We start from the raw sequence: 23,520 nt of genomic DNA on the forward strand, positions 1-23,520 counted from the left end.
GAACGGAGGAGGTCAGACATGACGGAAGAGGTCAAAATCGTCAATCTGGCGGACGCGCCGGAGTTTATGGAAGAAGTATCCCAGTGGCTTTGGCTGGAGTGGGCCAAGGCGGACGGGTATTCCCTGGAAGAGATCATCTACCGGACCAAATACGCCTCCCAGCGGGACACGGTGCCCCAGATGCTGGTGGCGGTGTGGCAGGACAAGCCGGTGGGCGTGGTGTCCCTGTGGCTCAATGATCTGAAAACCCGGCAGGATCTCTCTCCCTGGATGGCCACCCTGTATGTGAAGGATGAATACCGGAATATGCATATCGGCCAGAAGCTGCAGATCGCCAGCATCGAGGCGGTGCGGGCGCTCCATCGCTATGACTGCCTCTATCTGATCACCAAGCTCAACGGCTATTATGAGCGGCTGGGCTGGAAGTTTGTGGACGAGGCCCCCACAGGGGGCGGTGCCCATGAGCGCATCTATCGATATGACCTTTAAATCTAAGCAAGGAAAACCAACAGCGGCGGCTCCTGACGGAGCCGCCGCTGTTGGTTTGAGCAAATGGGCATCTATATATTGGAATGGGCAGCAAAGGAATGTATCAGTCCTTGTCCGCGGAGCCCTTCTCCTTGGGCAGGATCAGACTGAGCAGCAGGGAGACCACAAACACGCCGGCCACCGCGTTGCCGTTGAAAATGTCACCCACGGCGGCAGGGAAAGCGGCAAAGAAGTTGCCGGAGGTCTGGGTCAGGCCGATGCCGATGCAGAAGGACAGGGAGACGATGATCATGGTGCGGTCGTTGAATTCGCACTCCTTGAGCATCTTGATGCCCTCATACATAATGGAGCCGAACATCATGACGGTGCAGCCGCCCAGCACCGACTGGGGCAGGGAGTTGAAGAACGCGCCCAGCGGGGGGAAGAGGGAGGCCAGGATCAGGATGAGGGCACCCATGAGGATGGTGAAGCGGTTGATGACGCCGGTCATGGTGACCAGGCCCACGTTCTGGCTGAAGGAGGTGAGGGGCAGGCAGCCGAAGCAGCCGGAGATGGAGCTGGAGAAGCCGTCCACTGCCAGGGAGCCCTGCAGCTCCTCGATCTTCAGCTCACGGCCCAGTGCGCCCTGAGCGACGGCGGCAGTAGCGCCGCTGGTTTCTGCGGCAGACACCAGGAAAACGATGGCGATGGTAAAGAAGGCGCCCAGGTCAAACACAGGGAAGTGGCTGGTGAGGAATACCGGCTTGGGCAGACTGAAGAAGCCTACCTCGCTGATGGTCTTCTGGATGCCGGAGAAGTCCACCATTGGAGCGATACCGGCCACAGTAATGATGGCGGAGACTATGTAGCCTACGATGAGACCCACCAGAATATTCAGATTTTTGTAGACACCTTTCAGACAGTAGCGGGAGACCAGACATACCACCAGGGTGAAAGCACCAATGGCCAGATGGTACCAGGAACCGAAGTCGGCGGCGCCGTTGCCGCCGCCCCAGGAATTCATGCCCACCGACAGGAGGGAGAGGCCGATGGCGATAACCACACAGGAGGATACCACGGGGGTAAGGAAACGCTTCCAGTACTTGGCGCTCAAGCCTACCAGGCCTTCAAAGATACCGCCCAGGATGACTGCGCCCACCATGCCTTCGTAGCCCAGAGCGGGGTTGGTACAGATCATCAGGAGGCTGCCCAGGAAGGTGAAGCTGACGCCCATGACGATGGGCAGCTTGGAGCCAATCTTCCAGATCGGGTAGAGCTGCATGCAGGTGCCGATGCCGGCGGCGAACATAGCGCATTGAAGCAGCTGCGTAATCTCTGCGGGAGTAAGATGGGTGTCTGTCCCCCGAATTACAGCAGCGCTGCACACGATCAGTACGGGAGCCAGATTGGCCACAAACATAGCCAGGACGTGCTGCAAACCGAAGGGAATCGCCTTGGAAAGGGGGACCCTTCCATTGAGCTGGTAGATGTTGTCTTGGCTGATGGTGTTGATTTGCGCTTCCTTGGTTTCCATCATGAGCACCTCACTTACAAATTTGCAAATAATTATTTTTTATATAAAATGCATATTTTTCAGCAAAAAAGGGTGCAAAAATCCCCTTCGGTCCCAAACCGAATGTTTTATGTATATCATGACCGGTTGGCATAACCGAAGGGGATTGAAAAATGAGGGGATGCCAGACTGTGGGGAAGGATTACACGGCGTCGGCCTCGGCGTTCTTGCCCAGGCGGCGGAGCATGGTCTTTTTCACCGCCCGGAAGATATTCTCATATCCGGTACACCGGCACAGGTGGCCCGACATGAGCTTGCGGATCTCGTCATCGGAGTACTCCCTGCCCGACTCCAGGATCTCCGCCGCACTCATGATGAAGCCGGGGGTGCAGAAGCCGCACTGGACGGCGGCCTCGTCGATGAAGGCCTGCTGGATGTCGGAGATCTCGCCGTTGGGCCCGGCCAGACCCTCCAGGGTGAGGATCTCCTTGCCGTCGGCCCACACCGCCAGATAGATGCAGGAGTTGAAGCACTCGCCGTTGACCAGCACGTTGCAGGCGCCGCATTCGCCCACCTCGCAGCCCTTCTTGACACTGGTGAGACGGTAGTCGTCCCGCAGCATGTCGGTGAGGGAGGCCCGCACGTCGATCATCTTCTCCACCTGCTTGCCATTGATGGTGCAGCGGACCAGCTTGTACTGCTTACTCATGGATCACACCTCCTGCCAGACGGATAGATTCAGTCAGGGCGCGCTCGGCCAGCACTACCGCGATATGCTGACGGAAGTCCTTGGCCGCCCGCCAGCTGTCTCTGGGATTGATGTCCTCCAGCACGGTGCGGGCAAAGGCCTTGATTTCCGCCTGGGTGGTGGGCTTGCCCTTGGCGTACGCCTCAGCGGTAACCGCCCGCATGGGAATGGGGCCCGCCACGCCGTAGGCGATGCGCACATCCTCCATGGTGGACTTGTCAGCGGACAGCTTCACGTTCACCGAGCAGCCGGTGGTGGCGATGTCCATGGCGTTGCGCATGGCGTATTTGATGTAGTGGCCCTCATAGCCCTCATAGGAGGCTTTGGGGATGAGGATGCCGGTCTGGAGCTCACCGGGGCGCAGGTCCACCTGACCGGCCTTGATGTAGAAGTTCTGGATGGGGGTGCGGCGCACGCCCTCCGGACCGGTGATCTCGATGATGGCGTCCCAGGCGAACAGGGTGGAGGCGGAGTCGGCGGAGGTCACGCCGTTGCAGGTGTTGCCGCCGATGGTGCCGATATTGCGGATCTGGGGTCCGCCCACCTGGTCCACCGCCTGACCCAGTACATTGATGTGGGCCTGGATGATGGGATCTTTGGTGATGTGGGAGAAGCTGGTGAGGGAGCCGATGCGGATGGTGCCGTCCTCCTCCAGGGACACCCCCCGGATCTCGTCCAGACCGTAGATGCTGACCAGTTCCTTGCCGGCCCGCTTGCCTTCCCGCATCTGGACTAGCACGTCACTGCCGCCGGCAATGATCTGGGCTTCCGGATGCTCCAGCAGCAGTTGGACGGCGTGGGCTACACTCTCCGCCTCGTAAAGCGCTTTGATATCATACATGGCCGGAGCCCTCCTTTTCGATCAGACCCTCTTCCATAAAGCGGCGGAAGAGGATGTGGGGATTGACAGGTGCGTCATTAACAAAGACGCCGGTGGCCTGGTAGACCGCGTTGCGGATGGCGGGAGCCACCGAGCAGGTGGGGGGCTCGCCCAGAGCCTTGGTGCCGAAGGCGCTGGTGGGCTCCGGGTTTTCCACGAAGAAGGCCCGCAGGCGGGGATGGTCCATAAAGGTGGACAGCTTGTAGTCCAGCAGGTTGTTGTTCAGGGCCTTGCCGCTCTTGGGATCAAAGAGCAGCTTCTCCGACAGGCCGAAGCCGATGCCCATGCTCATGCCGCCGTGGACCTGGGCCTCCGCCAGGGCGGGGTTGATGATGGTGCCGGCGTCGTGGACGTTGACCAGATCCAGCAGCTTTACCTTGCACATGGGGATGTCCACCTCAACCTCGGCAAAGGTGCAGCCGAAGGAATAGGCGTTGGACTTGATCTGGGCGGTGCTCTCCGCCGTCAGGTGCTGGCTGTGGGTCAGGCTGTAGAGAGCCTCGGTGGCCAGGTCTCCCAGGGTCATCAGAACCCGGCCGTCAGTGATGCGGACGATGTTGCCGTCCACGATGTTCAGGTTGTAGGGTGGCATCCGGGTCAGCTCGTGGGCGTAGTTCAGGATGCGCTCCTTCAGCAGCAGGCCGGTCTGACGGATGGCAAAGCCTGCGGTGTAGGTCTGGCGGGAAGCGTAGGCCCCGGTGCCGAAGGGGGTAACGTCGGTATCCTGGCAGGAGACCATATGGACCTTGTCCAGGGGCACCCCAATCACGTCGGCGGTCATCTGGGCAAAGGCGGTGTCGGCACCCTGGCCGATCTCGGTCTCACCCAGCTGGACCTGGAGGGAGCCATCCTGGTTGAGGACCATCCGGCAGGCGGAGGTCTCAAGGGAGATGGGCCATACGGCGGTATTGTACCAGAACACCGCCATGCCGATGCCCCGGCGGATATCGCCGGTCTGGTTCTGGTAGGCCTTGTATTTCCGCAGGTAGTCGGTGACCTCCATACCCTTGTCGATGCACTGGTTGAAGGTGTCGGAATAGAGCTCGTTTTTGGAGAAGGGATCGGTGAATCCCACCGGCATCAGATTTTTCCGCCGGAATTCGATGGGGTCCATGCCAAGCCGGGCGGCAACCTCCTCAGTGTGGCACTCCACCGCCCACATGGCCTGGGGGATGCCGTAGCCCCGCATGGCGCCGGCCACCGGCTTGTTGGTGAACACGGTGTAGGCGTCCACCTCCACGTTGTCGCAGGGGTAGAGCTGCGGGAAGGCACCGGCACCCTTGGCGCAGATGCTGTGGCCGTGGGAGGCATAGGCGCCCTGGTCGGAGAAGGCCTCCAGCTTGCGGGCGGCATAGGTGCCGTCGGGCCGCACCCAGGAGATGATATGGCTGTGGATAGCGTGGCGTACCCGGTTGGAGACAAAGGTGTCCTCCCGGGGGATGTCCAGCTTGACCAGATGGCCCCCCAGCTGCATGCACAGCCAGGCGCACAGGGGCTCATAAAGCACGTCCTGCTTGTTGCCGAAACCGCCGCCGATGTAAGGCTTGATGATATGGATCTTGCCCCACTCGATGCCCAGGGCCTGGCCCACCACCCGGCGGACGATATGGGGGATCTGGGTGGAGGTGACCATTTTGATGCGGTCGCCGGTCATCTCGGCGAAGCAGATGAAGTTCTCAATGTGGCAGTGCTGGACGGTGGGGGTCTGGTACCAGCCCTCCACTTTGATGAGGCCGGGCTCCTTGATGGCCTCCTCATAGTTGCCCTTGCGGATGGTGGTGTGCTTGAGGATATTGTTGGGATAGGCCTCGTGAAGCTGGGGGGCCCCGTCCTTCATGGCCTCATGGACGTCCAGTACGAAGGGGTACTCCTCGTACTCCACCTTGATGGCCCGGATGGCCTGGGCGGCGGCCACCTCGTTTTCCGCCACCACCGCGCCGATGTCGTCGCCGTAGAAGCGGACCCGGTCGGTGAGCACCAGCCGGTCTGCCACGTCCTGGTGGCTCTCGTCGGTGGACCAGGGGTGACCGGCGGTGGGGAAGTAATGCTTCTCCTTCAGGTCAAAGCAGGTAAATACCTTGATGACGCCGGGGATGGCCTCCGCAGCAGAGGTATCGATGGACTTGACCCGGCCGTTGGCAATGGTGGCGTGCAGCACCTGGGCGATGTAGGCGCTCTTGTCACACAGATCGTCGGTGTACCTGGTGCGGCCCACAGCCTTGTCATGGGCGTCCACCCGGGTCACTTTTTTTCCGACATACATGGCGCTTTCCTCCTTTTGATGCTCCGTGTTGACGGAGGGATATTCAACCGTTGATGTGATGCTCAATGTGGGCTTTCATGGCCCGGTAGCCCTCCTCGGGAATGAGGATCTTTCCCCGCTGGAGCCGGATCAGCCCCATATCCTCCAGCTTTTGAATGCTGCGGTTCAGGGTCTTGACCGAAAAGCCAATCTCCTCGGCGATCTGGGTCCTGGTCTGCTTCAGCTCCAAAACCTGGGGGGTGGGCAGCCGCTGCTCGAATTTTCGGATCAGATGGACCATCAGCCGGTCCTTGCCCTCCATAAAGAGGTACTTGCGGGCCTCCGCGGTCTGGGTAATGAGACGGTGTATGTTTTCCTGGGTGCGCAGGAAGAGCGCGTCCACGTCCATCCGCATCCACTCCATATAAGCAGAGGCGGGAATGGAGAGGACCCGGCAGGGGGTGGAGGCGATGATGCTGATGCGGTACTGGGACAGACCGGCGAAGCACTCGATCTCACCGAAGAAATCGCCGGGCCCGAAGTCCTTGAAGGGGTAGGAACGTTCATGCATGGGCCATTCCACGCCGGTCACCTTGCCGGAGAGAATGATAAAGATATGGGTGCAGTCCGTGCCTGCCTTGATAAAGGTATGCTCCGCCTCAATGTCAATGAGGGTCATATAGTACTTGACCTCTTCCGTGCAGTTGCGGAACAGAAGCTCCATATAGTTTCGCTTCTGAGGCGGAAGCGCCTGAAAGACATCCACAGGACCTCACCTCCTTACGTCCTTATTATATCGTCTAATTCCCACAAAAAGAAAGGTCATGTGTCTTATTTTTCTGGAGTTTTTTCAGAAAGCAAGCTTTTGTCGGCGGGAGTATACCAAAAGGCCTGCTTCCTCCGGGGGAAAGAAGCAGGCCTTTGCTTACAGTTATAGGTTCCCCGGGAGGGTCAGGCGCGGGCAATGCCCTGCTCTCTGGCCTCCTGGGCCACAGCGTCGGCCACGGCGTCGGCCACGCTCTTGTCCAGGGCGGAGGGGAGAATATACTCAGCGCTGAGCCGGTCATCGGTCACCAGGGCGGCCAGGGCCTTGGCGGCCCGGATCTTCATGCCCTCGGTGATCTCCTTTGCTCTCACGGCCAGGGCACCCTTGAAGATGCCGGGGAAGACCAGCACGTTGTTGATCTGGTTGGGGAAGTCGGAGCGGCCGGTGCCGATGACGGCGGCGCCGCCCTTCTTGGCCTCGTCGGGCATGATCTCGGGGGTGGGATTGGCCATGGCGAAGACGATGCCCTGGTTCATGGTGGACACCATCTCGGCGGTGACGAGGTTGGGACGGGACACACCCACGAAGGCATCGGCTCCCTTGAGGGCGTCAGCCAGGGTGCCGTGCTCGTGGTTCAGGTTGGAGATGTGGGAGATCTCCTCCTGGCCGGGATTGAGACCCTCGTCCCCCTCGCAGATAATGCCGTGGATGTCGCACATGACGATGTTGCCGAAGCCCATGGAGATGAGCAGCTTGCCAATGGCGATGCCGGCGGCTCCGGCGCCGTTGATGACGATCTTCATCTGGCCCAGGGTTTTGCCGGTGACCTTGGCGGCATTGAGCATGGCAGCGGCCACCACGATGGCGGTGCCGTGCTGGTCGTCGTGGAACACAGGAATATCGCAGATCTCCTTCAGCCGCCGCTCCACCTCAAAGCAGCGGGGGGCGGCGATGTCCTCCAGGTTGATGCCGCCGAAGCTCTTGGAGATGAGGAAGATGGTCTCCACCAGCTTGTCCACGTCCTTGGTATCCACGCAGATGGGGAAGGCGTCCACCCCGCCGAACTCCTTGAATAGAGCGCACTTGCCCTCCATCACCGGCATGCCGGCGGCGGGGCCGATATCCCCCAGGCCCAGCACGGCGGAGCCGTCGGTGATGACGGCCACCAGATTGCTCCGGCGTGTGAGCCGGAAGGACTGCTCATAGTCCTTGGCAATGACCCGGCAGGGCTCGGCCACGCCGGGGGTGTACATGAGGGAGAGGTCCTCCCGGGTCTCGATGGATTTACGGGAGACCACCTCTATTTTGCCCTGGAGCTCATAGTGGAGGTTCAGGGCCTGTTCATTCACATCCATGAAAAAGCCTTCTTTCTTAAACCATTTCTTCGGGGTGGAACACTTCGTCAAACCGCTCCGCGGTGAGGAAGCCCAGGCTGACGCAGGCTTCTTTCAGGGAAATGCCCTCGGCGTGGGCCTTCTTGGCGGTCTTGGCTGCGTTGTCGTAGCCGATGTAGGGATTGAGGGCGGTGACCAGCATGAGGGAGTTGTGCAGGTTGTGGCGGCACTTGTCCCGGTTGGCGGTAATGCCCACGGCGCAGTTGCGGTTGAAGGAGTCCATGCAGTCGGCCAGCAGCCGCACCGACTGGAGGAAGTTGTAGATGCACACCGGCATGAACACATTGAGCTCAAAGTTGCCCTGGGAGGCGGCCATGCCCACCGCCACGTCGTTGGCCATGACCTGGACGGCCACCATGGTCACCGCCTCGCACTGGGTGGGGTTGACCTTGCCGGGCATGATGGAAGAGCCGGGCTCGTTTTCCGGGATGTGGAGCTCGCCCAGACCGCAGCGGGGACCGGAGGAGAGCCAGCGCACGTCGTTGGCGATCTTCATCAGGTCGGCGGCCAGGGCCTTCAGCCCGCCGTGGGCAAAGACCAGCTCGTCCTTGCTGGTGAGGGCGTGGAACTTGTTGGGGGCGGTGACAAAGGCCTTGCCGGTGAGCTGACTCACCGCCTGGGCCACCGCAGTGTCAAAGCCCTTGGGGGCGTTGAGGCCGGTGCCCACGGCGGTGCCCCCCAGGGCCAACTCGTGGAGGGGGGGCAGAGCAAGTTCCAGCAGGGCCCTGTCCTTCTCCAGGCTGGAGCGCCAGCCGCTGATCTCCTGGGCCACGGTGATGGGCACCGCATCCTGGAGGTGGGTGCGTCCGCTCTTTACCACATCAGCGTTCTCCTCCTCCAGGCGGCGGAAGGTGGCGATGAGGGCGTCCAGAGCAGGGAAGAGCTTGTCCTCCAGCTCCACCGCGGCGGCAATGTGCATGGCGGTGGGGAAGGTATCGTTGGAGGACTGAGACATATTGACGTGGTCGTTGGGGTGGAGCAGCTTTTTACCGGTCAGCTCATTGCCCCGGTTGGCTACTACCTCGTTGACATTCATGTTGGACTGAGTGCCGCTGCCGGTCTGCCACACCACCAGGGGGAAATGACTGTCCAGCTTGCCGGCAATCACCTCGTCACAGGCCTGGGAGATGGCGTTCAGCTTCTCCTCGTCCAGCTTGCCCAGGCTGTGGTTGGCCATGGCGGCGGCCTTCTTCAAAATGCCGAAGGCCCGGATGATCTCCTGAGGCATTTTTTCGGTGCCAATTTTAAAGTTTTGGTAGCTGCGCTGGGTCTGTGCGCCCCAGTAGCGGTCGGCGGGTACCTGCATTTCGCCCATGCTGTCCCGTTCGATCCGGTATTCCATGTGTAGACCATCCCTTTCTCCGTCTGTGGACGGGGTCATTTTAATATCTGCATTTTAGCACAGATTCTGCCGGGATAAAAGTCTGACACCTGGAAAGAGCGCCCTTTTGTGTCGGATTTGTGCTGTCCGCACAAGGGAGAGGGAGTGAGGGGGCGGCCCCCTGCCGGTTGCCACAAAAATCTTTTTCTGGTTTCCAAATCCTTGACAGAAGAAAGCGGAGCACGTATACTAAATTTTGTGAACAAAGGCGTTCCGGCCCGGGGGGCGGAGCGCCTTCTTTGCTATCCGAAATCTATGATTTTGAATGAGAGAAAGGGGCCCCTGTCATGCCGCACTCCAAAGAAGACATCATCCGCATGGTACGGGAAGAGGATGTCAAATTCATCCGTCTGCAATTCACTGATATTTTCGGCCAGCTGAAAAACGTGGCCATCACCGCCTCCCAGATCGAGAAGGCGGTCAACAATCAGTGCATGTTTGACGGTTCCTCCATTGAAGGCTTCGTCCGCATCGACGAGTCCGACCAGTACCTGTTCCCCGACCTGAAATCCTATCGGGTGTTTCCCTGGCAGCCCCACCACGGCAAGGTGGCCCGGCTCATCTGCGATGTACACAACACCGACGGCTCTCCCTTTGCGGGTGATCCCCGCTACGTGCTCAAGCGGGCCCTGCAGAAGGCCAAGGATATGGGCTTTGACGCCTTCAACGTAGGCCCTGAGGCGGAATTCTTCCTGTTCCAGACCGATGACGAGGGCAAACCCACCACCAAGACCAACGACGAGGCCGGCTACTTCGATCTGGGTCCTCTGGACCACGGTGAGTCCACCCGCCGGGAGATCTGCCTGGCGCTGGAATCCATGAAATTTGAGATCGAGGCCAGCCACCACGAGTGCGCCCAGGGGCAGCATGAGATCGACTTCAAGTATGAGGAGGCCCTCCACGCTGCCGACAACATCATGACCTTCAAGCTGGCGGTCAAGACCCTGGCCCAGAAGAACGGCCTCCACGCCACCTTTATGCCCAAGCCCATCTACGGTGTGGCCGGCTCTGGTATGCACACCAACATGTCCCTGTTCCGCAACGGCAAGAACGTGTTTTACGATCCCAACGGCGAGCAGGGCCTGTCCAAGGAGGCCTACAGCTTTATTGCCGGTCTGCTGGCCCACGTGAAGGGCATGGCGGCCATCACCAATCCTCTGGTCAACTCCTACAAGCGGCTGGTGCCCGGCTACGAGGCCCCCTGCTATCTGGCCTGGTCCGCCTCCAACCGCTCCGCCCTCATCCGGATCCCCGCCTCCCGGGGCCAGTCCACCCGGGTAGAGCTCCGCTCCCCCGACCCCTCCTGCAACCCCTATCTGGCCTTCGCCGTCTGTCTGGCCGCCGGTCTGGACGGCATCGAGAAGGGTCTGGTGCCTCCTGCCGAGATCACCGAGAACATCTATGCCATGGATGACGCCGCCCGCAAGGTCCGCGGCATCGATTCCCTGCCCGGCTCTCTGGAGGAGGCCATCCGCGCCCTGGAGGCTGACCAGCTGATCCTGGATACTCTGGGCGATCATGTGGCCCAGAACTATCTGGAAGGCAAGAAGAAGGAATGGGAAGAGTACCGCACCCGTGTGTCCTCCTGGGAGCGGGAGAAATATATCATCAACTATTGATCCCAGGCGATGCGGTAGGAAGCGGACATGGAAAAGGTGATCGTGGCCTTTGCCGGCCCTCAGAACGGCAAACGTATCCGGGAGATCCTGGAGCGGTCGGGCACCGCAACCTGTCTGCTGTGTACCTCCGCCGATCAGGTGCGCCGCACGGTGCACGAACAGCAGGTGCCTGCCGTGGTGTGCGGCTATAAGTTTGCCGACGGCCCGGCGGAGCTGCTCTATGAGGATCTGCCCTCCTTCTGCCATATGCTCATCGTGGCCTCCCAGAGCCTTTTGGATCTGGTGCAGAATCCGGACATCCTGCGCCTGAGCGCCCCCGCTTCCCGCAGCGAGCTGCTGGGTGCGGTGGAGGATCTGCTCTCCCAGGTTCGGGCCCAGCCCCTCCGGCGCAGTGAAACGGAGCGGGAGCTGATTGCCCGGGCCAAAGCCCGGCTGATGACGGAGGGGTTAACGGAAGAGGAGGCCCACCGGGCCCTCCAGAAAAAAAGTATGGCCGCCGGCGTCAAGCTGGCCCAGGCGGCGCGCATGGTGCTGGCATACCGGTAAGCGGCATATGGTAGAGAGACAGAGCAGTCTCGCGGCGGCGGTCCGAGGCGTGACCGCCGCCGCTTTGTATCCGGAGACAGGAGGGATACCATGCGCTTTACCAAGATGGAGGGCCTGGGCAACGACTATATCTACCTCAACGGCCTGGACGGTCTGCCGGAGGATCTGCCCGATCTGGCCCGGCGGATGAGTGACCGCCACTTTGGCGTGGGGAGCGACGGGCTGATCTGCATCTGCCCGTCGGACCGGGCGGACTTTAAAATGCAGATGTTCAACGCCGACGGCTCCCAAGGTGAAATGTGTGGCAACGGCATCCGCTGCCTGGGCAAATATGTCTATGACAAGGGCCTCACCCGTAAGCGCAGCCTGATCATTGAAACCGGCGGCGGCCTGCGCAAGCTGGAGCTGCTGACGGAGGACGGCCTGGTAAAGGCGGTCCGTGTGAATATGGGCCATCCCCGGGTAGGGGCGGTGGTGGAACTGGCGGCGGGGGACCGGCTGTGGCAGGTAACTCCGGTATCCATGGGCAATCCCCATGCAGTCCTCTTTGTAGACCGGCCGGAGACGCTGGATCTGGAGAAGCTGGGACCCTGCTTTGAACGCCACTCCGCCTTTCCCGAGGGGGTCAACACCGAGTTCGTCCGCTGCGTCTCCCATGACCGGCTGGCCATGCGGGTGTGGGAGCGGGGCAGCGGCGAGACCCTGGCCTGCGGCACCGGCGCCTGCGCGGCGCTGGCGGCAGCGGTGGCCCAGGACAAGTGCGGCCGTCAGGCCGCTGTGGAGCTGCCCGGCGGGGTACTGGAGTTATCCTGGCCCGCCGGAGAAGAGATGATGATGACAGGACCGGCGAACACGGTCTTTGAGGGGGAATACTCCATCTAACGCAAAGGAGAGAGTACAATGGCAAGAATCAATGAGAATTTCAACAAGCTGCCCGGCAGCTATCTGTTTTCTGAGATTGCCCGGCGGGTGGCCGCCTACAGCGCCGAAAACCCGGACCGGAGCCTGATCCGTCTGGGCATCGGTGATGTGACCCGGCCCCTGCCCGCCGCCGTCACTGCCGCCATGCACAAGGCGGTGGACGAGATGGCCACCGCCCAGGGCTTCCACGGCTACGGCCCGGAGCAGGGCTACGACTTCCTCCGGGAGGCGATTGCCCAGTATGACTACAAGGCCCGGGGCGTGGATATCAAGCCCGAGGAGATCTTCGTGTCCGACGGCGCCAAGAGCGACTGCGGCAACATCGGGGATATCTTTGACAAGGATAATGCGGTGGCGGTGTGTGACCCGGTGTACCCCGTCTATGTGGATACCAATGCCATGGCAGGCCGGGCCGGTGAGTACGACGCCGATACCGGCCGCTGGACCAACCTGGTCTACATGCCCTGCGTGGCGGAGAACGGCTTTTCTCCGGCCATTCCGGAGGAGAAGGTGGATCTGATCTATCTCTGCTTCCCCAATAACCCCACTGGCGCTGTGGCTACCCGGGAGCAGCTGAAGGCCTGGGTGGATCACGCCAACGCCACCGGTGCCGTCATCCTCTTTGATAGCGCCTATGAGGCCTTTATCACCGATCCTGCTATCCCCCACTCCATCTTTGAGATCGAGGGAGCCCGCACCTGCGCCATCGAGTTCCGGTCCTTCTCCAAGACCGCCGGCTTTACCGGTACCCGCTGCGCCTATACCGTCATCCCCAAGGAGCTGGAGCGCAATGGTACCGCCCTCAACGGCCTGTGGAACCGCCGTCAGTGTACCAAGTTCAACGGAGTGCCCTACGTGGTCCAGCGAGGTGCTGAGGCCGTGTACAGCCCAGAGGGCCGCGCCCAGGTGAAGGAGACCATCGACTATTACCTGAACAACGCTAAGGTCATCCGGGAGGGCCTGGCCGCCGCCGGGCTCACCGTGTCCGGCGGGGAGAACTCCCCCTATATCTGGGCCCGCACCCCCAACGGCATGGGCTCCTGGGACTTCTTCGACAAGCTGCTGCGGGAGGCTAACGTGGTCACCACCCCCGGCGCCGGCTTTGGTCCCAGCGGCGAGGGCTACATCCGCCTCACTGCCTTCGGCGAGGCGGAGGCCACCCGCCAGGCGGTGGAGCGCATCAAGGCCATCCTGTAAGAGCATCAAAAATGCCCGCTGCAAATGCAGCGGGCATTTTTTGCATCTGATTCAGGCCAGCTTCAGATGGGAGCGCTTAAGGGCGTTGCGAATGAGGATGCACAGCAGGGGAGCAGCCACCAGCGCGATCACGGAGTTGAAGATGGACGCGGGAATCTTAGCGTACAGGGTCAGAACAGCGGCTGCGGGAGTCAGGCCCTCTACCAGCAGGCCGTTGTAGAAGTAGCTTTTGGAGAAGTAAAGGATGTAGTAGATGATGCAGCCCAGCACCGCGCCGGACAGACAACGGGGATAGGTGGGCTCCTCCCGGTGGGAGGCCTTCCACATCACCAGACCGGCCCCCAGGCCCATGGCGCCCTTGGTCAGGAAGGTGATCCAGGATTCCGAAATAAACAGAGGATTGGTGAAGTCAAACAGCATGGAGCCCAGACCGGAGGCCAGACCGCCGATGGGCCCCAGCAGCAGACCGGACAGGCAGCACATGATATTGGCCAGGGTAAAGGAGGTGTTGCCGCCGATGGCGATGGGCATTGTGATGCGGAGATAGTTGCTGGCAAACACCAGGGCGGTCATCATGGCCAGAACCGCGATTTTCAGCGTGGAATTGGAACGGGATCGCATGAAGAACACTTCCTTTGTCTTTCTTTAACCTGATTATAGCCCTGAACTGACCTTTATTCAAACGCCAGATATAGAAAAAATAATAAGGTCAGACTGCGGGGCAGGAGCCCGAATTCCCTGCGATTTGCCGGAGCCAAAGATGCGCAAGCGTATCTTTGGGTATAATTCTAAAGAATGGATGGAGAAAGGAGGAAACAAAGGAGAATCTGTGCATTGACAGATGGACAAAACTTTACTATAGTAAATAGCAAAAGATAAGAAGGTGAACCCATGAAACGACCCTTTGTGACACTGGAGCAGCTCCGGGAAATGACGGAGCAGTATCCCACTCCGTTCCACCTGTACGACGAGAAAGGCATCCGGGAGAACGCCCGGCGGCTGAAGGAGGCCTTTGCCTGGAACCCGGGCTTCAAGGAGTATTTTGCCGTCAAGGCCACCCCCAACCCCGCCATTCTGAAGATCCTGCGGGAGGAGGGCTGCGGCGCCGATTGCTCCTCTCTCACCGAGCTGATGCTGGCCGACCGCAGCGGCTTTTCCGGCCACGAGATCATGTTTTCCTCCAACGATACCCCGGCGGAGGACTTCAAGCTGGCCGCCCAGCTGGGGGCCATCATCAATCTGGATGACTTCACCCATATTGATTTTTTGAAGGAGACCATCGGATTCATTCCTGAGACCGTCTGCTGTCGCTTTAATCCCGGCGGGGTGTTTACCATCGGGGCCTCCGCCGAGGGCTTCCAGGTAATGGATACTCCGGGAGACTCCAAGTACGGCTTCACCCGGGAGCAGCTTTTTGAGGGCTTCAAAAAGCTGAAAGCCATGGGAGCCAAGCGGTTTGGCATCCATGCCTTCCTGGCCTCCAACACCCTGTCCAACCAGTATTATCCCACTCTGGCGGGCATTCTGTTCCAGCTGGCGGTGGAACTGGAGCAGGAGACGGGCTGCGACGTCTGCTTTATCAACCTGTCCGGCGGTGTGGGCATCCCCTACAAGCCGGATCAGCCTGCCAACGACATCGCCGTCATCGGTGAGGGTGTGCGGCAGCAGTTTGAAAAGATCCTGGTGCCTGCGGGTATGGGGGATGTGGCCATCTACACCGAGCTGGGCCGCTTCATGCTGGGGCCCAACGGCTGCCTGGTTACCAAGGTGCTCCACTTCAAGCACACCTACAAGGAGTATGTGGGTGTGGACGCCTGCGCCGCCAACCTGATGCGCCCCGCTATGTACGGCGCCTATCACCACATCACCGTCATGGGCAAGGAGGACGCCCCCTGCGACCACATGTATGATGTCACCGGCGGCCTGTGTGAGAACAACGACAAGTTTGCCGTGGACCGGATGCTGCCGGAGGTGGAGCTGGGGGATCTGCTGGTGATCCACGATGCCGGTGCTCACGGTTTCTCTATGGGCTATAACTACAACGGCAAGCTGCGCTCTGCCGAGGTGCTCCTTCAGAAGGACGGCTCCACCCGCCTGATCCGGCGGGCCGAGACCCCGGAGGACTATTTCGCAACGCTGATCTTTGACTAAAACGAAACCGGGCCGGGAAATTCCCGGCCCGGTAAAAAAGACCTGCTGCATTTGCAGCAGGTCTTTTTCATCCGATTGGAAAGCGGAATTACTTCAGCTCCACCTTGGCGCCGACCTCTTCCAGCTTCTTCTTCAGCTCCTCGGCCTCGTCCTTGGAGACACCCTCCTTGATGGCCTTGGGGGCAGCCTCGACGGCAGCCTTGGCCTCGGCCAGGCCCAGGCCGGTGATCTCGCGGACAGCCTTGATGACCTTGATCTTCTCAGCGCCGACCTCAGCCAGCACCACGTCGAACTCGGTCTTCTCCTCAGCAGCGGGAGCAGCAGCGCCGCCAGCGGCGGGAGCAGCCATAGCAGCGGCGGAAACGCCGAACTCCTCCTCCAGAGCGTGGACGAGCTCGGAGAGCTCCAGAACGGTCAGACCCTTAACCTCTTCAATGAGGGCAGTGATTTTCTCAGAAGCCATGATAGGTAACCTCCTAAATAAATTATAATTGATACAGAATGGTGCGGGGGATTATTCGGCGGCAGCCTCGGCGGGCTCCACGGAGCCGCCCTTCTGCTCGCAGATGGCCTTGATGACGATGGCCAGGCTGGTGATGGGAGCCAGCATGGTGCCCAGGACCTGAGCCTGCAGGACCTCCTTGGAGGGCAGCTCGGCCAGAGCCATGATCTCGTCCATGGACAGGACCTTGCCGTCCATGAAGCCGGCCTTGATGGTGAACTTGGCGCCGTTGAACTGCTTGGCGAACTTGTTGATCACACGCATGGGAGCGATGGGATCACCGTTGGACAGAGCCAGAGAAGTGGTGCCGTTGAGCACCTCGTCCATCTCGTTGAGACCCACGTTGTCGACGGCGAAACGCAGCAGGGTGTTCTTCACCACGGCGTAGTCCAGCTCGTTCTTGCGGCACTCGGCGCGCAGAGCGGTGTCCTCAGCCACAGTGATGCCCTTGTAGTCCACGAGCACGCCGCTGGCGGCGTTCTGCAGCTTCTCGGTCAGCCCGGCCACGATGGCCTGCTTCTCACTGAGAACCTTTGCGTTAGGCATTTGGATTCACCTCCGTTGAATTTGAGTTCAACTTTTCCGATGCAGTCACGCAACAAAAAAGCTGTTTTCGCATTCAAAGCAGCGAAAACAGCACAAAGAAGTTCATTCCGTTGTGGCTGCATTCTCGGCAGGACTTACGGCTTGCGCCGCCTGCTGTCTTTGAACACGACTGATAGTATACACGACTTCACCGTGTATGTCAAGCGCTTTTTTCGAAAAAGAGCACATTTTTGCTTGGATTTCACAGAAAAGAGGTGTGAAAATGCGGAGCAGGGAAACCTGCTCCGCACTTCACCTGTTGTCACGCTGCGGCGGCTGCGCAACGCGCGGCTTCCCTCCGATTCGGGCTGGTTTTGGGCCGCATAATGGCCCTGCACTCGCCCTCACTCCGGTCCATCCGCGCTGCTCCGCATGCCTCCGCGCTTCTTCATTACATCAGCTTAGCGCCGTTGATCTTCACGCCGGGGCCCATGGTGGAAGCACACACGCAGGAGCGAATGTACTGACCCTTGGCAGCGGAGGGCTTAGCCTTGATGATGGCGCCCATCAGGGCGTTGAAGTTCTCGGTCAGCTTCTCAGCGCCGAAGGAGACCTTGCCGATGGGGCAGTGGATGATGTTGGTCTTGTCCAGACGATACTCAACCTTACCGGCCTTGATCTCAGTAACAGCCTTGGCCACGTCGGGGGTGACGGTACCGGCCTTGGGGGAGGGCATCAGGCCCTTGGGGCCCAGGACCTTACCCAGACGGCCCACAACGCCCATCATGTCGGGAGAAGCAACGACCACGTCGTAGTCGAACCAGTTCTCCTTCTGGATCTTCTCAACCATGTCCATCTCACCCACGAAGTCGGCGCCGGCGGCCTTGGCAGCCTCAGCCTTGTCGCCCTTGGCGAAGACCAGCACGCGCTGGGTCTTGCCGGTGCCATGGGGGAGAACGATGGCGCCGCGGACCTGCTGGTCGGCGTGACGGGAGTCAACGCCCAGCTTCACGTGCAGCTCAACGGTCTCATCGAACTTGGCGGGAGCGGTCTTGACCACCAGCTCCATAGCCTCAGCGGTATCGTACAGGGCGCCCTTGTCGATGAGCTTGGCGCTCTCCTGATATTTCTTGCCTCTAAACATTGCTCTATTCCCTCCTTCGGCTTAGTCGCCCACCACGATGCCCATGGAGCGGGCAGTGCCGGCGATCATGCTCATAGCCGCCTCGATGCTGGCCGCGTTCAGGTCGGGCATCTTGGTCTCGGCGATCTTGCGCACATCTTCCTTGCTGATGGTGGCCACCTTGGTCTTGTTGGGCACACCGGAGCCGGACTCGATGTTGCAGGCCTTCTTGATGAGGACGGCGGCGGGAGGAGTCTTGGTGATAAAGGTAAAGGAACGGTCGGCGTAAACGGTGATCACCACGGGGATGATCAGGCCCACGTCGTTCTTAGTGCGCTCGTTGAACTCCTTGGTGAAGGCGGCGATGTTGATGCCGTGCTGACCAAGGGCGGGACCGACGGGGGGCGCGGGAGTCGCCTTGCCGGCGGGAATCTGAAGTTTCACATAACCAGTAATTTTCTGTGCCATTTGAAACAGCACCTCCTACGATAAATGTGGTTGGAAGCGGAACTGCTGTGCAGTCCCTCCCACGTGCGGGGGAAAGGGGCCGTGCCCGGGATCACTCAACCGGCTCGATTTCGTCCAGTTCCAGCTCCACGGGGGTTTCACGGCCGAACATGGAGACCACCACGCGGACCTTGCTGTGGTCCAGGTCGATCTCCTCTACGGTGCCCAGGAAGGATTCCAGGGCGCCATTGATGATCTTGACGTTGTCGCCCACCTGATAGTTCACCACGACCTCGCGCTTTTCCACGCCCAGGGCGGCGATCTCCTCGTCGGTGAGGGGGATGGCCTTGTTGCCGGAGCCCACGAACCCGGTGACGCCGCGCACGTTGCGCACCAGATGCCAGGTCTCATCGGTCAGGACCATCTTGACCAGCACGTAGCCGGGGAATACCTTACGCTCTACGGTTTTGGGGCCGTTGTCCGTGATCTCGGTAACGGTCTCCAGAGGGATGCTGACCTCAAAAATGAGGTCCCGCAGGCCGCGGTTCTCCACTGCCTTTTCAATGCTGGCGGCCACAGTGTTTTCATAGCCGGAATAGGTATGCACCACATACCATTTCGCGTTCTCAGCCATCTTCTACACCTTAACCCTTGCCAAACAGATCCAACAGGGCACGAATCACGGAGCCGGCGAGGGCGTCGAACACCCAGATGCAGATCCCAACGACGATGCAGCAGAGAATGACGATCACGGTGTTGTTGATGGTCTGTTTCTTGGTGGGCCACTGGACCTTCTTCAGCTCGCTCTTGAGTTCCTTGAACCACTTGCCGATACGAGCGAAGAAGCCGGGCTTCTTGTCCGCCTTGACGTCCTTCTTCTTATCAGACTTCGCGGGCTTGACCTGCTCGAGCTTCTCGTTTTCAGACATTCCGTTTAACCCTTCTTTCTTCTGAGCCATCTTGCAGCACTCATTACTTGGTCTCGTTGTGGACCGTGTGCTTTCTGCAGAAGGGGCAGTACTTCTTCAATTCCAGACGGTCGGGAGTGTTCTTCTTGTTCTTGTTGGTGTTATAGTTCCGCTGCTTGCACTCGGAGCAGCGCAGGGTGATCTTCACCCGGTTGCCGGCCTTCGCCATGTTCGGCACCTCCTTCATTGTTTGACCGCATAACAGCAAAAATGCCGGATGCGGCCGCAAGCCGAATCCAGCACGTACCGACAGCAAAACGCCGCCGGATGGAACGTCACGGTGCGGATTCGGCACATTTGCCTCCCTATGTCTCACGCGGAGGGAAGGGTTTCATGCGTCATCACACCGTAAAAATGCGCACAAAAAAAGAGCCCTTTTTCATAGGTAAGTGAACTATACCACAGCCTGAGACAGAAGTCAAGCAGTTTCCACTTGTTTTTTCTCCATTCCTTTTGTATAGTGTAGAAAGCAGAAAAAGGAGTGGTGATCTTGCGTATTATGGCCATTGATTACGGCGACGCCCGCACCGGCGTTGCCATTTCCGATCCCACCGGCCTGCTGGCCGGCTATACCACCGTGATCCACAGCCGCAAAGCGGATATTGTAGCCCAGGAGCTGGCCCGGCTGGTCAAGGACCATCAGGTGGACGAGCTGGTGATGGGCTTTCCCCGGAACATGGACGGCACCGAGGGCCCCCGGGCGGAGCTGTACAAGGCCTTTGCCGCCCAGGTGGAGGAGGTTTGCGGCTTAAAGCCGGTGCTGTGGGATGAGCGGCGTACCACCGTGGAGGCCCACAATATCCTCCATGCTTCAGGCAAGAAGATGAAAAACCACAAAAAAACCGTGGACGCGGTGGCGGCCACCCTGATTTTGGAGGGCTATCTCACCTTCAAGCGGGCCAGGGGCTGACTACCCCTTGCGGAAGAGCTCCCGCAGCCCTACCACCAGCAGAAAGCCCCCAAAACATCGCCGCAGCAGGCCGGTGTCCAGGCCGGTGGCGGCCCAGGAGGCCAGAAGGGCACAGACAAGCCCGGCCAGGATGGCGGGCAGCAGCACGGATTTTTCCACATAGCCGTGCCTGATGTGGGCGGGGAGAGCTGCGGCGGCGGAGGGCAGGAAGTAGAGCAGATTGATCCCCTGGGCCTGCTGCTGGGCCATCCCTGCAATGGCGGTGAGGTAGATGAGCAGCAGGGTGCCTCCGCCTACCCCGAAGCCGGAGAGGATACCGGTGGCGGCACCTGCCAGCGCGGCAAACAGCCAGTCCATCAGAAGAAGAGGGACCTTACCCCGCCGTAGAGCAGCAGCAGGGCGAAGAGCCGGCGGAGCCACACCATATTCATGCGCTGAAAGAGCTTCCCGCCCAGAAGCCCCCCCAGCAGCCCGCCGGCCAGATAGGGCAGGGCGGTCTTCAGGTCTACGCCGCCCCGGAACAGGTAGATGGCGGCGGACAGGACGCACAGGGGCAGAATGATGGCCACCGAGGTGGCAAAGGCCTTCCGCTGGCCCAGAGCGCACCAGCCAGCCAGCAGAGGCACCAGCACCATACCGCCCCCACCCCCGAAAAAGCCGTTGACCAGTCCCGCAGCTGCCCCTGCCACAGCCGGGCGGACCCAGCCCACCTGTTTCTTCTCCAAAAAGCATCCCTCCGTTGACGGTAGTATGTCAGCGGAGGGATCTTTTTATACCATTACAGGGTTTTCAGACCGGCCAGGGTGAGGGCCACGTCGCCAGCCAGCATGAGCCCGGCCACCGGCGGCACCCAGGCCACGCTGCCGGGCACGGAGCGGCGGCCGGGAGGGGGGGCCTCGTGCTGGATGGCAGCCTTGGGCTCCTCCGGGGACCAAAGTACCCGGTGGTGGACGATGCCACGATTGCGCAGCTCCTTCCGGATCACGCGGGCCAGGGGGCAGCCCTCCGTCTTGGAGATGTCCCCAATACGGAACAGGGAGGGGTCCAGCTTGTTGCCGGTACCCAGGGCGGAGAGAATGGGGATATTTCGGGTGATGGCAGTCTCGATCAGATCCAGCTTGCAGGACACCAGATCGATACAATCCACAATATAGTCGCAGGGTGTGGAAAAGAAGGACTCCCGGCTGGCTGCCTCATACTTCTCCACCCGCACCGTGGTGCGGCAGTTGGGGTTGATATCGGCGATCCGGTCCGCCATGGCCTGGGCCTTGGGGATACCCAGAGTGGAGCGGGTGGCCTCCACCTGGCGGTTTAGGTTGGTGAGCCCCACCTCGTCATGGTCAATCAATGTGAGGGCCCCCACACCGGAGCGGGCCAGGGCTTCGGCGCACCAGCTGCCTACCCCGCCCAGTCCAAACACTGCCACATGGGCGGCAGCCAGCTTTTCCATGGCCTCCGGGCCCAGCAGCATCTCAGTGCGCAGAAAGGTTTCGTCCATAGTGCCTCCTTGTAAAAAAGAGGACGGGATACCCGTCCTCTTTTTTAGCTGTGTTTGGTTTGGATCAGCCCACGTAGGCCAGACCCTCGCCCTCAGTGACTTCACCCTGGGCCTCTACCAGACCGTCGATCCACTCGTTGGTGCGGTCATCCTTCAGGGTGGCGGTGACATTCACCTTCCAGGCCAGCTCGTCCTGACCCTGGAAGTAGATCACATGCCAGCCCTGCTGGCCGCTCTGGGTGTTCTCCACCAGACCGGTGTCGCCGCTCTGGCGGCTCTCGTCAAAGATCCAGTCGTTGAAGGCATCAAACATGGTGCCGGGAACCACCTGCTCGTACAGGCCGCCGTTGGTGTTGGAACCGGCATCGGCAGAGTTGGCGTTGGCCAGCTCACCAAAGGACTCGGCGGTCTTGTCGCCGGACTCCCACTGAGCCAGCAGCTCCTCGGCCTTGGCCTTGGCGGCGTCCAGAGAGGCCTGGGAGGGTACGGTGCTCTCGTCCACATCGGTGGTAGCGGGATCATCCTCCTGATCCAGCTCAGCCTTGATCAGGATGTGACGGATGTCAACAGAGGGAGTCTCATCCAGGTAGCGGTCCTGGAAGACCACCACATAGTAGCCGTTGGAGCCCTCAATGACGGTCACATCGCCGCTCTGGCGAGTGCTGTCCTTCAGCCAGCTGGCATAGGTGCCGGACAGGCTGGAGCCCTCAGTGGTGTTCAGAGTGGCATAGGTGCTCTGGTCGTCAGTGCTCACATAGCCGGACACCTGAGCCAGGAAGGCAGAACCCTTGTCCTCAGCCTCGTTGAGGGCGGCGGCAAACTCGTCGGCCTTCTCCTTGGCGGCGGCCATAGCGGCCTCGGTCTCCTCGTCGGTGGGCTCCACGGTGTTGCCCTCGGCGTCGGTGGTGGACTCAGCGGTGCCGTCGATCAGGGCATAGTAGTACTCATAGGTGTCCAGAGAATCCTTGTTCTCAGTGTAGTAGGTGTTCAGATCCTCGTCGGTGATCTCCAGGTTGTCCTGATAGTGCTGCTGGTACTCGGTGAGCAGCTGAGCCCGCTCCAGGCAGGTGCGGTAGGCGCCCTTGGTCATATACTTGCCGTAGGTGGCCCGCAGGTAGCCGTCCAGGCTGCTGTAGCCGGACTGGGAGGAGGTGCTGGCGATCTGCTGCTCCACGGTGGCCTTGCCCTCGTCGCTGAGGGTAAAGCCCTCCTCGGCGGCAGCGTTCTCCAGGGCGGCGGCGGCCTTCAGGGCGGTGGTAGCCTGCTCCAGGAAGTAATCATGGTAGCTCTGGGTCTGGGCCTCGTCCCGGTACTGCTGGGCGGGGTCCGCGCTGGGGTCAAAGCTGGACAGGCCGTACATGCTCATCCGATATTCCTGGATGAAGGCGGAACGGTAATAGAACTCCACATCGGTCACAGAATAGTTGCGCCCAGCAATGCTCAGCGCGGTCTTTCCACGCTGGAAAACGCCGGAATCCCACACCAGGAGAATCACCACCAGAATGGCGACGATGACGCCAATGGCGGCATACAGTACCGTTTTCTGCTTGGCGGCCTTATGCTCCTTGAGCTCAGCCCGCTCTTTCTGCGTCAGGGGCCGTTGGGCATCGGCCTGGCGCTGTCTTCTTTCTCTGGATGCGCTCATTTATTTGCTTCAGTCCTCTCGTCAATGTTCATGGAGCAAGCTCCATCTTTGATAGACAAATTCGTATTATACAGGA

Annotated in this window: 26 protein-coding genes; 7 read left to right on the forward strand and 19 right to left on the reverse strand. The window is 60.4% G+C overall.

The window, feature by feature from the left end:
* The first annotated feature begins 18 nt into the window (after nucleotides 1-18).
* Nucleotides 19-489 (forward strand): GNAT family N-acetyltransferase, encoded by a 471-nt coding sequence (locus B5G34_RS12635; protein WP_087338039.1) that lies wholly within the window; start codon nucleotides 19-21, stop codon nucleotides 487-489.
* 103 nt (nucleotides 490-592) lie between these two features.
* Here the strand turns inward: B5G34_RS12635 and B5G34_RS12640 are convergent, their stop codons facing one another.
* From B5G34_RS12640 to fumC, 7 genes are all read right to left on the reverse strand, one after another.
* Nucleotides 593-2,005, reverse strand: coding sequence for a nucleobase:cation symporter-2 family protein (locus tag B5G34_RS12640; RefSeq protein WP_087338042.1), 1,413 nt, complete (start codon nucleotides 2,003-2,005; stop codon nucleotides 593-595).
* Nucleotides 2,006-2,183: 178 nt separating this feature from the next.
* Nucleotides 2,184-2,690 carry a xanthine dehydrogenase subunit XdhC gene (gene xdhC, locus B5G34_RS12645; RefSeq protein WP_087338044.1) on the reverse strand — a complete coding sequence of 169 codons (507 nt, stop codon included), beginning with the start codon at nucleotides 2,688-2,690 and terminating at the stop codon, nucleotides 2,184-2,186.
* Nucleotides 2,683-3,570 carry a xanthine dehydrogenase subunit XdhB gene (xdhB, locus tag B5G34_RS12650; RefSeq protein WP_087338046.1) on the reverse strand — a complete coding sequence of 296 codons (888 nt, stop codon included), beginning with the start codon at nucleotides 3,568-3,570 and terminating at the stop codon, nucleotides 2,683-2,685. The genes xdhC and xdhB overlap by 8 nt, the downstream gene beginning before the upstream one ends.
* Nucleotides 3,563-5,872, reverse strand: a complete 2,310-nt coding sequence (gene xdhA, locus B5G34_RS12655) for a xanthine dehydrogenase subunit XdhA (protein WP_087338050.1) — start codon at nucleotides 5,870-5,872, stop codon at nucleotides 3,563-3,565. The genes xdhB and xdhA overlap by 8 nt, the downstream gene beginning before the upstream one ends.
* Before the next feature lie 43 nt (nucleotides 5,873-5,915).
* Nucleotides 5,916-6,617 (reverse strand): Crp/Fnr family transcriptional regulator, encoded by a 702-nt coding sequence (locus B5G34_RS12660; protein ID WP_087338053.1) that lies wholly within the window; start codon nucleotides 6,615-6,617, stop codon nucleotides 5,916-5,918.
* Between the two features lie 185 nt (nucleotides 6,618-6,802).
* Nucleotides 6,803-7,972, reverse strand: coding sequence for an NADP-dependent malic enzyme (locus tag B5G34_RS12665; RefSeq protein ID WP_087338055.1), 1,170 nt, complete (start codon nucleotides 7,970-7,972; stop codon nucleotides 6,803-6,805).
* A 16-nt stretch (nucleotides 7,973-7,988) separates the two neighbouring features.
* Nucleotides 7,989-9,353 carry a class II fumarate hydratase gene (gene fumC, locus B5G34_RS12670; protein ID WP_087338058.1) on the reverse strand — a complete coding sequence of 455 codons (1,365 nt, stop codon included), beginning with the start codon at nucleotides 9,351-9,353 and terminating at the stop codon, nucleotides 7,989-7,991.
* Nucleotides 9,354-9,679: 326 nt separating this feature from the next.
* Here fumC and glnA point away from each other — a divergent pair, with 326 nt between their 5' ends.
* The 4 genes from glnA to B5G34_RS12690 all read left to right on the forward strand — a co-directional run bounded on the left by glnA (nucleotide 9,680) and on the right by B5G34_RS12690 (nucleotide 13,675).
* Complete coding sequence (gene glnA / locus B5G34_RS12675) at nucleotides 9,680-11,011, forward strand: type I glutamate--ammonia ligase (RefSeq protein ID WP_087338062.1); 1,332 nt, start codon at nucleotides 9,680-9,682, stop codon at nucleotides 11,009-11,011.
* A gap of 27 nt (nucleotides 11,012-11,038) precedes the next feature.
* A complete protein-coding gene (locus B5G34_RS12680) occupies nucleotides 11,039-11,557 on the forward strand; it encodes an ANTAR domain-containing protein (RefSeq protein ID WP_087338065.1) in 519 nt (172 codons plus the stop codon).
* Nucleotides 11,558-11,647: 90 nt separating this feature from the next.
* Nucleotides 11,648-12,439: a diaminopimelate epimerase gene (dapF, locus tag B5G34_RS12685; RefSeq protein WP_087338068.1), complete on the forward strand. Its 792-nt coding sequence runs from the start codon at nucleotides 11,648-11,650 to the stop codon at nucleotides 12,437-12,439.
* 18 nt (nucleotides 12,440-12,457) lie between these two features.
* Nucleotides 12,458-13,675: an LL-diaminopimelate aminotransferase gene (locus B5G34_RS12690; RefSeq protein WP_087338071.1), complete on the forward strand. Its 1,218-nt coding sequence runs from the start codon at nucleotides 12,458-12,460 to the stop codon at nucleotides 13,673-13,675.
* A 51-nt stretch (nucleotides 13,676-13,726) separates the two neighbouring features.
* Here B5G34_RS12690 and B5G34_RS12695 read toward each other — a convergent pair whose 3' ends face one another.
* Nucleotides 13,727-14,296: an ECF transporter S component gene (locus B5G34_RS12695; protein ID WP_087338073.1), complete on the reverse strand. Its 570-nt coding sequence runs from the start codon at nucleotides 14,294-14,296 to the stop codon at nucleotides 13,727-13,729.
* Nucleotides 14,297-14,566: 270 nt separating this feature from the next.
* On the opposite strand from B5G34_RS12695, the gene B5G34_RS12700 reads away from it, so the two are divergent.
* Complete coding sequence (locus tag B5G34_RS12700) at nucleotides 14,567-15,826, forward strand: diaminopimelate decarboxylase (protein WP_087338077.1); 1,260 nt, start codon at nucleotides 14,567-14,569, stop codon at nucleotides 15,824-15,826.
* 88 nt (nucleotides 15,827-15,914) lie between these two features.
* Here B5G34_RS12700 and rplL read toward each other — a convergent pair whose 3' ends face one another.
* The 7 genes from rplL to rpmG all read right to left on the reverse strand — a co-directional run bounded on the left by rplL (nucleotide 15,915) and on the right by rpmG (nucleotide 19,560).
* On the reverse strand, nucleotides 15,915-16,289 hold the full coding sequence (gene rplL, locus B5G34_RS12705) for a 50S ribosomal protein L7/L12 (RefSeq protein ID WP_065534595.1): 375 nt from the start codon (nucleotides 16,287-16,289) through the stop codon (nucleotides 15,915-15,917).
* 51 nt (nucleotides 16,290-16,340) lie between these two features.
* Nucleotides 16,341-16,874, reverse strand: coding sequence for a 50S ribosomal protein L10 (gene rplJ, locus B5G34_RS12710; RefSeq protein ID WP_087338080.1), 534 nt, complete (start codon nucleotides 16,872-16,874; stop codon nucleotides 16,341-16,343).
* Nucleotides 16,875-17,304: 430 nt separating this feature from the next.
* Nucleotides 17,305-17,997, reverse strand: a complete 693-nt coding sequence (gene rplA / locus B5G34_RS12715) for a 50S ribosomal protein L1 (protein WP_087188133.1) — start codon at nucleotides 17,995-17,997, stop codon at nucleotides 17,305-17,307.
* Nucleotides 17,998-18,018: 21 nt separating this feature from the next.
* The gene (rplK, locus tag B5G34_RS12720; protein WP_007489097.1) at nucleotides 18,019-18,444 is read right to left on the reverse strand and encodes a 50S ribosomal protein L11; all 426 of its coding nucleotides are present in this window, start codon (nucleotides 18,442-18,444) and stop codon (nucleotides 18,019-18,021) included.
* 91 nt (nucleotides 18,445-18,535) lie between these two features.
* The gene (gene nusG, locus B5G34_RS12725) at nucleotides 18,536-19,057 is read right to left on the reverse strand and encodes a transcription termination/antitermination protein NusG (protein ID WP_087338083.1); all 522 of its coding nucleotides are present in this window, start codon (nucleotides 19,055-19,057) and stop codon (nucleotides 18,536-18,538) included.
* A gap of 10 nt (nucleotides 19,058-19,067) precedes the next feature.
* The gene (secE, locus tag B5G34_RS12730) at nucleotides 19,068-19,352 is read right to left on the reverse strand and encodes a preprotein translocase subunit SecE (RefSeq protein ID WP_087338086.1); all 285 of its coding nucleotides are present in this window, start codon (nucleotides 19,350-19,352) and stop codon (nucleotides 19,068-19,070) included.
* Nucleotides 19,353-19,395: 43 nt separating this feature from the next.
* Nucleotides 19,396-19,560: a 50S ribosomal protein L33 gene (gene rpmG, locus B5G34_RS12735; protein WP_087188137.1), complete on the reverse strand. Its 165-nt coding sequence runs from the start codon at nucleotides 19,558-19,560 to the stop codon at nucleotides 19,396-19,398.
* Between the two features lie 321 nt (nucleotides 19,561-19,881).
* Between rpmG and ruvX the strand changes: the two genes are divergently transcribed.
* The gene (gene ruvX, locus B5G34_RS12740) at nucleotides 19,882-20,301 is read left to right on the forward strand and encodes a Holliday junction resolvase RuvX (protein ID WP_087338090.1); all 420 of its coding nucleotides are present in this window, start codon (nucleotides 19,882-19,884) and stop codon (nucleotides 20,299-20,301) included.
* On the opposite strand, the gene B5G34_RS12745 is transcribed toward ruvX, so the two are convergent.
* From B5G34_RS12745 to B5G34_RS12760, 4 genes are all read right to left on the reverse strand, one after another.
* Nucleotides 20,302-20,658, reverse strand: a complete 357-nt coding sequence (locus B5G34_RS12745) for a sulfite exporter TauE/SafE family protein (RefSeq protein WP_087338093.1) — start codon at nucleotides 20,656-20,658, stop codon at nucleotides 20,302-20,304. It abuts the gene before it with no gap.
* Nucleotides 20,658-21,026, reverse strand: a complete 369-nt coding sequence (locus tag B5G34_RS12750; RefSeq protein ID WP_087338096.1) for a TSUP family transporter — start codon at nucleotides 21,024-21,026, stop codon at nucleotides 20,658-20,660. The genes B5G34_RS12745 and B5G34_RS12750 overlap by 1 nt, the downstream gene beginning before the upstream one ends.
* A gap of 53 nt (nucleotides 21,027-21,079) precedes the next feature.
* On the reverse strand, nucleotides 21,080-21,799 hold the full coding sequence (locus tag B5G34_RS12755; RefSeq protein WP_087338098.1) for a tRNA threonylcarbamoyladenosine dehydratase: 720 nt from the start codon (nucleotides 21,797-21,799) through the stop codon (nucleotides 21,080-21,082).
* A gap of 64 nt (nucleotides 21,800-21,863) precedes the next feature.
* Complete coding sequence (locus B5G34_RS12760) at nucleotides 21,864-23,444, reverse strand: peptidylprolyl isomerase (RefSeq protein ID WP_087338102.1); 1,581 nt, start codon at nucleotides 23,442-23,444, stop codon at nucleotides 21,864-21,866.
* Nucleotides 23,445-23,520 lie beyond the last annotated feature (76 nt).

It is taken from the genome of Flavonifractor sp. An82, assembly GCF_002159265.1.
Taxonomy (GTDB): Bacteria; Bacillota; Clostridia; order Oscillospirales; family Oscillospiraceae; genus Flavonifractor.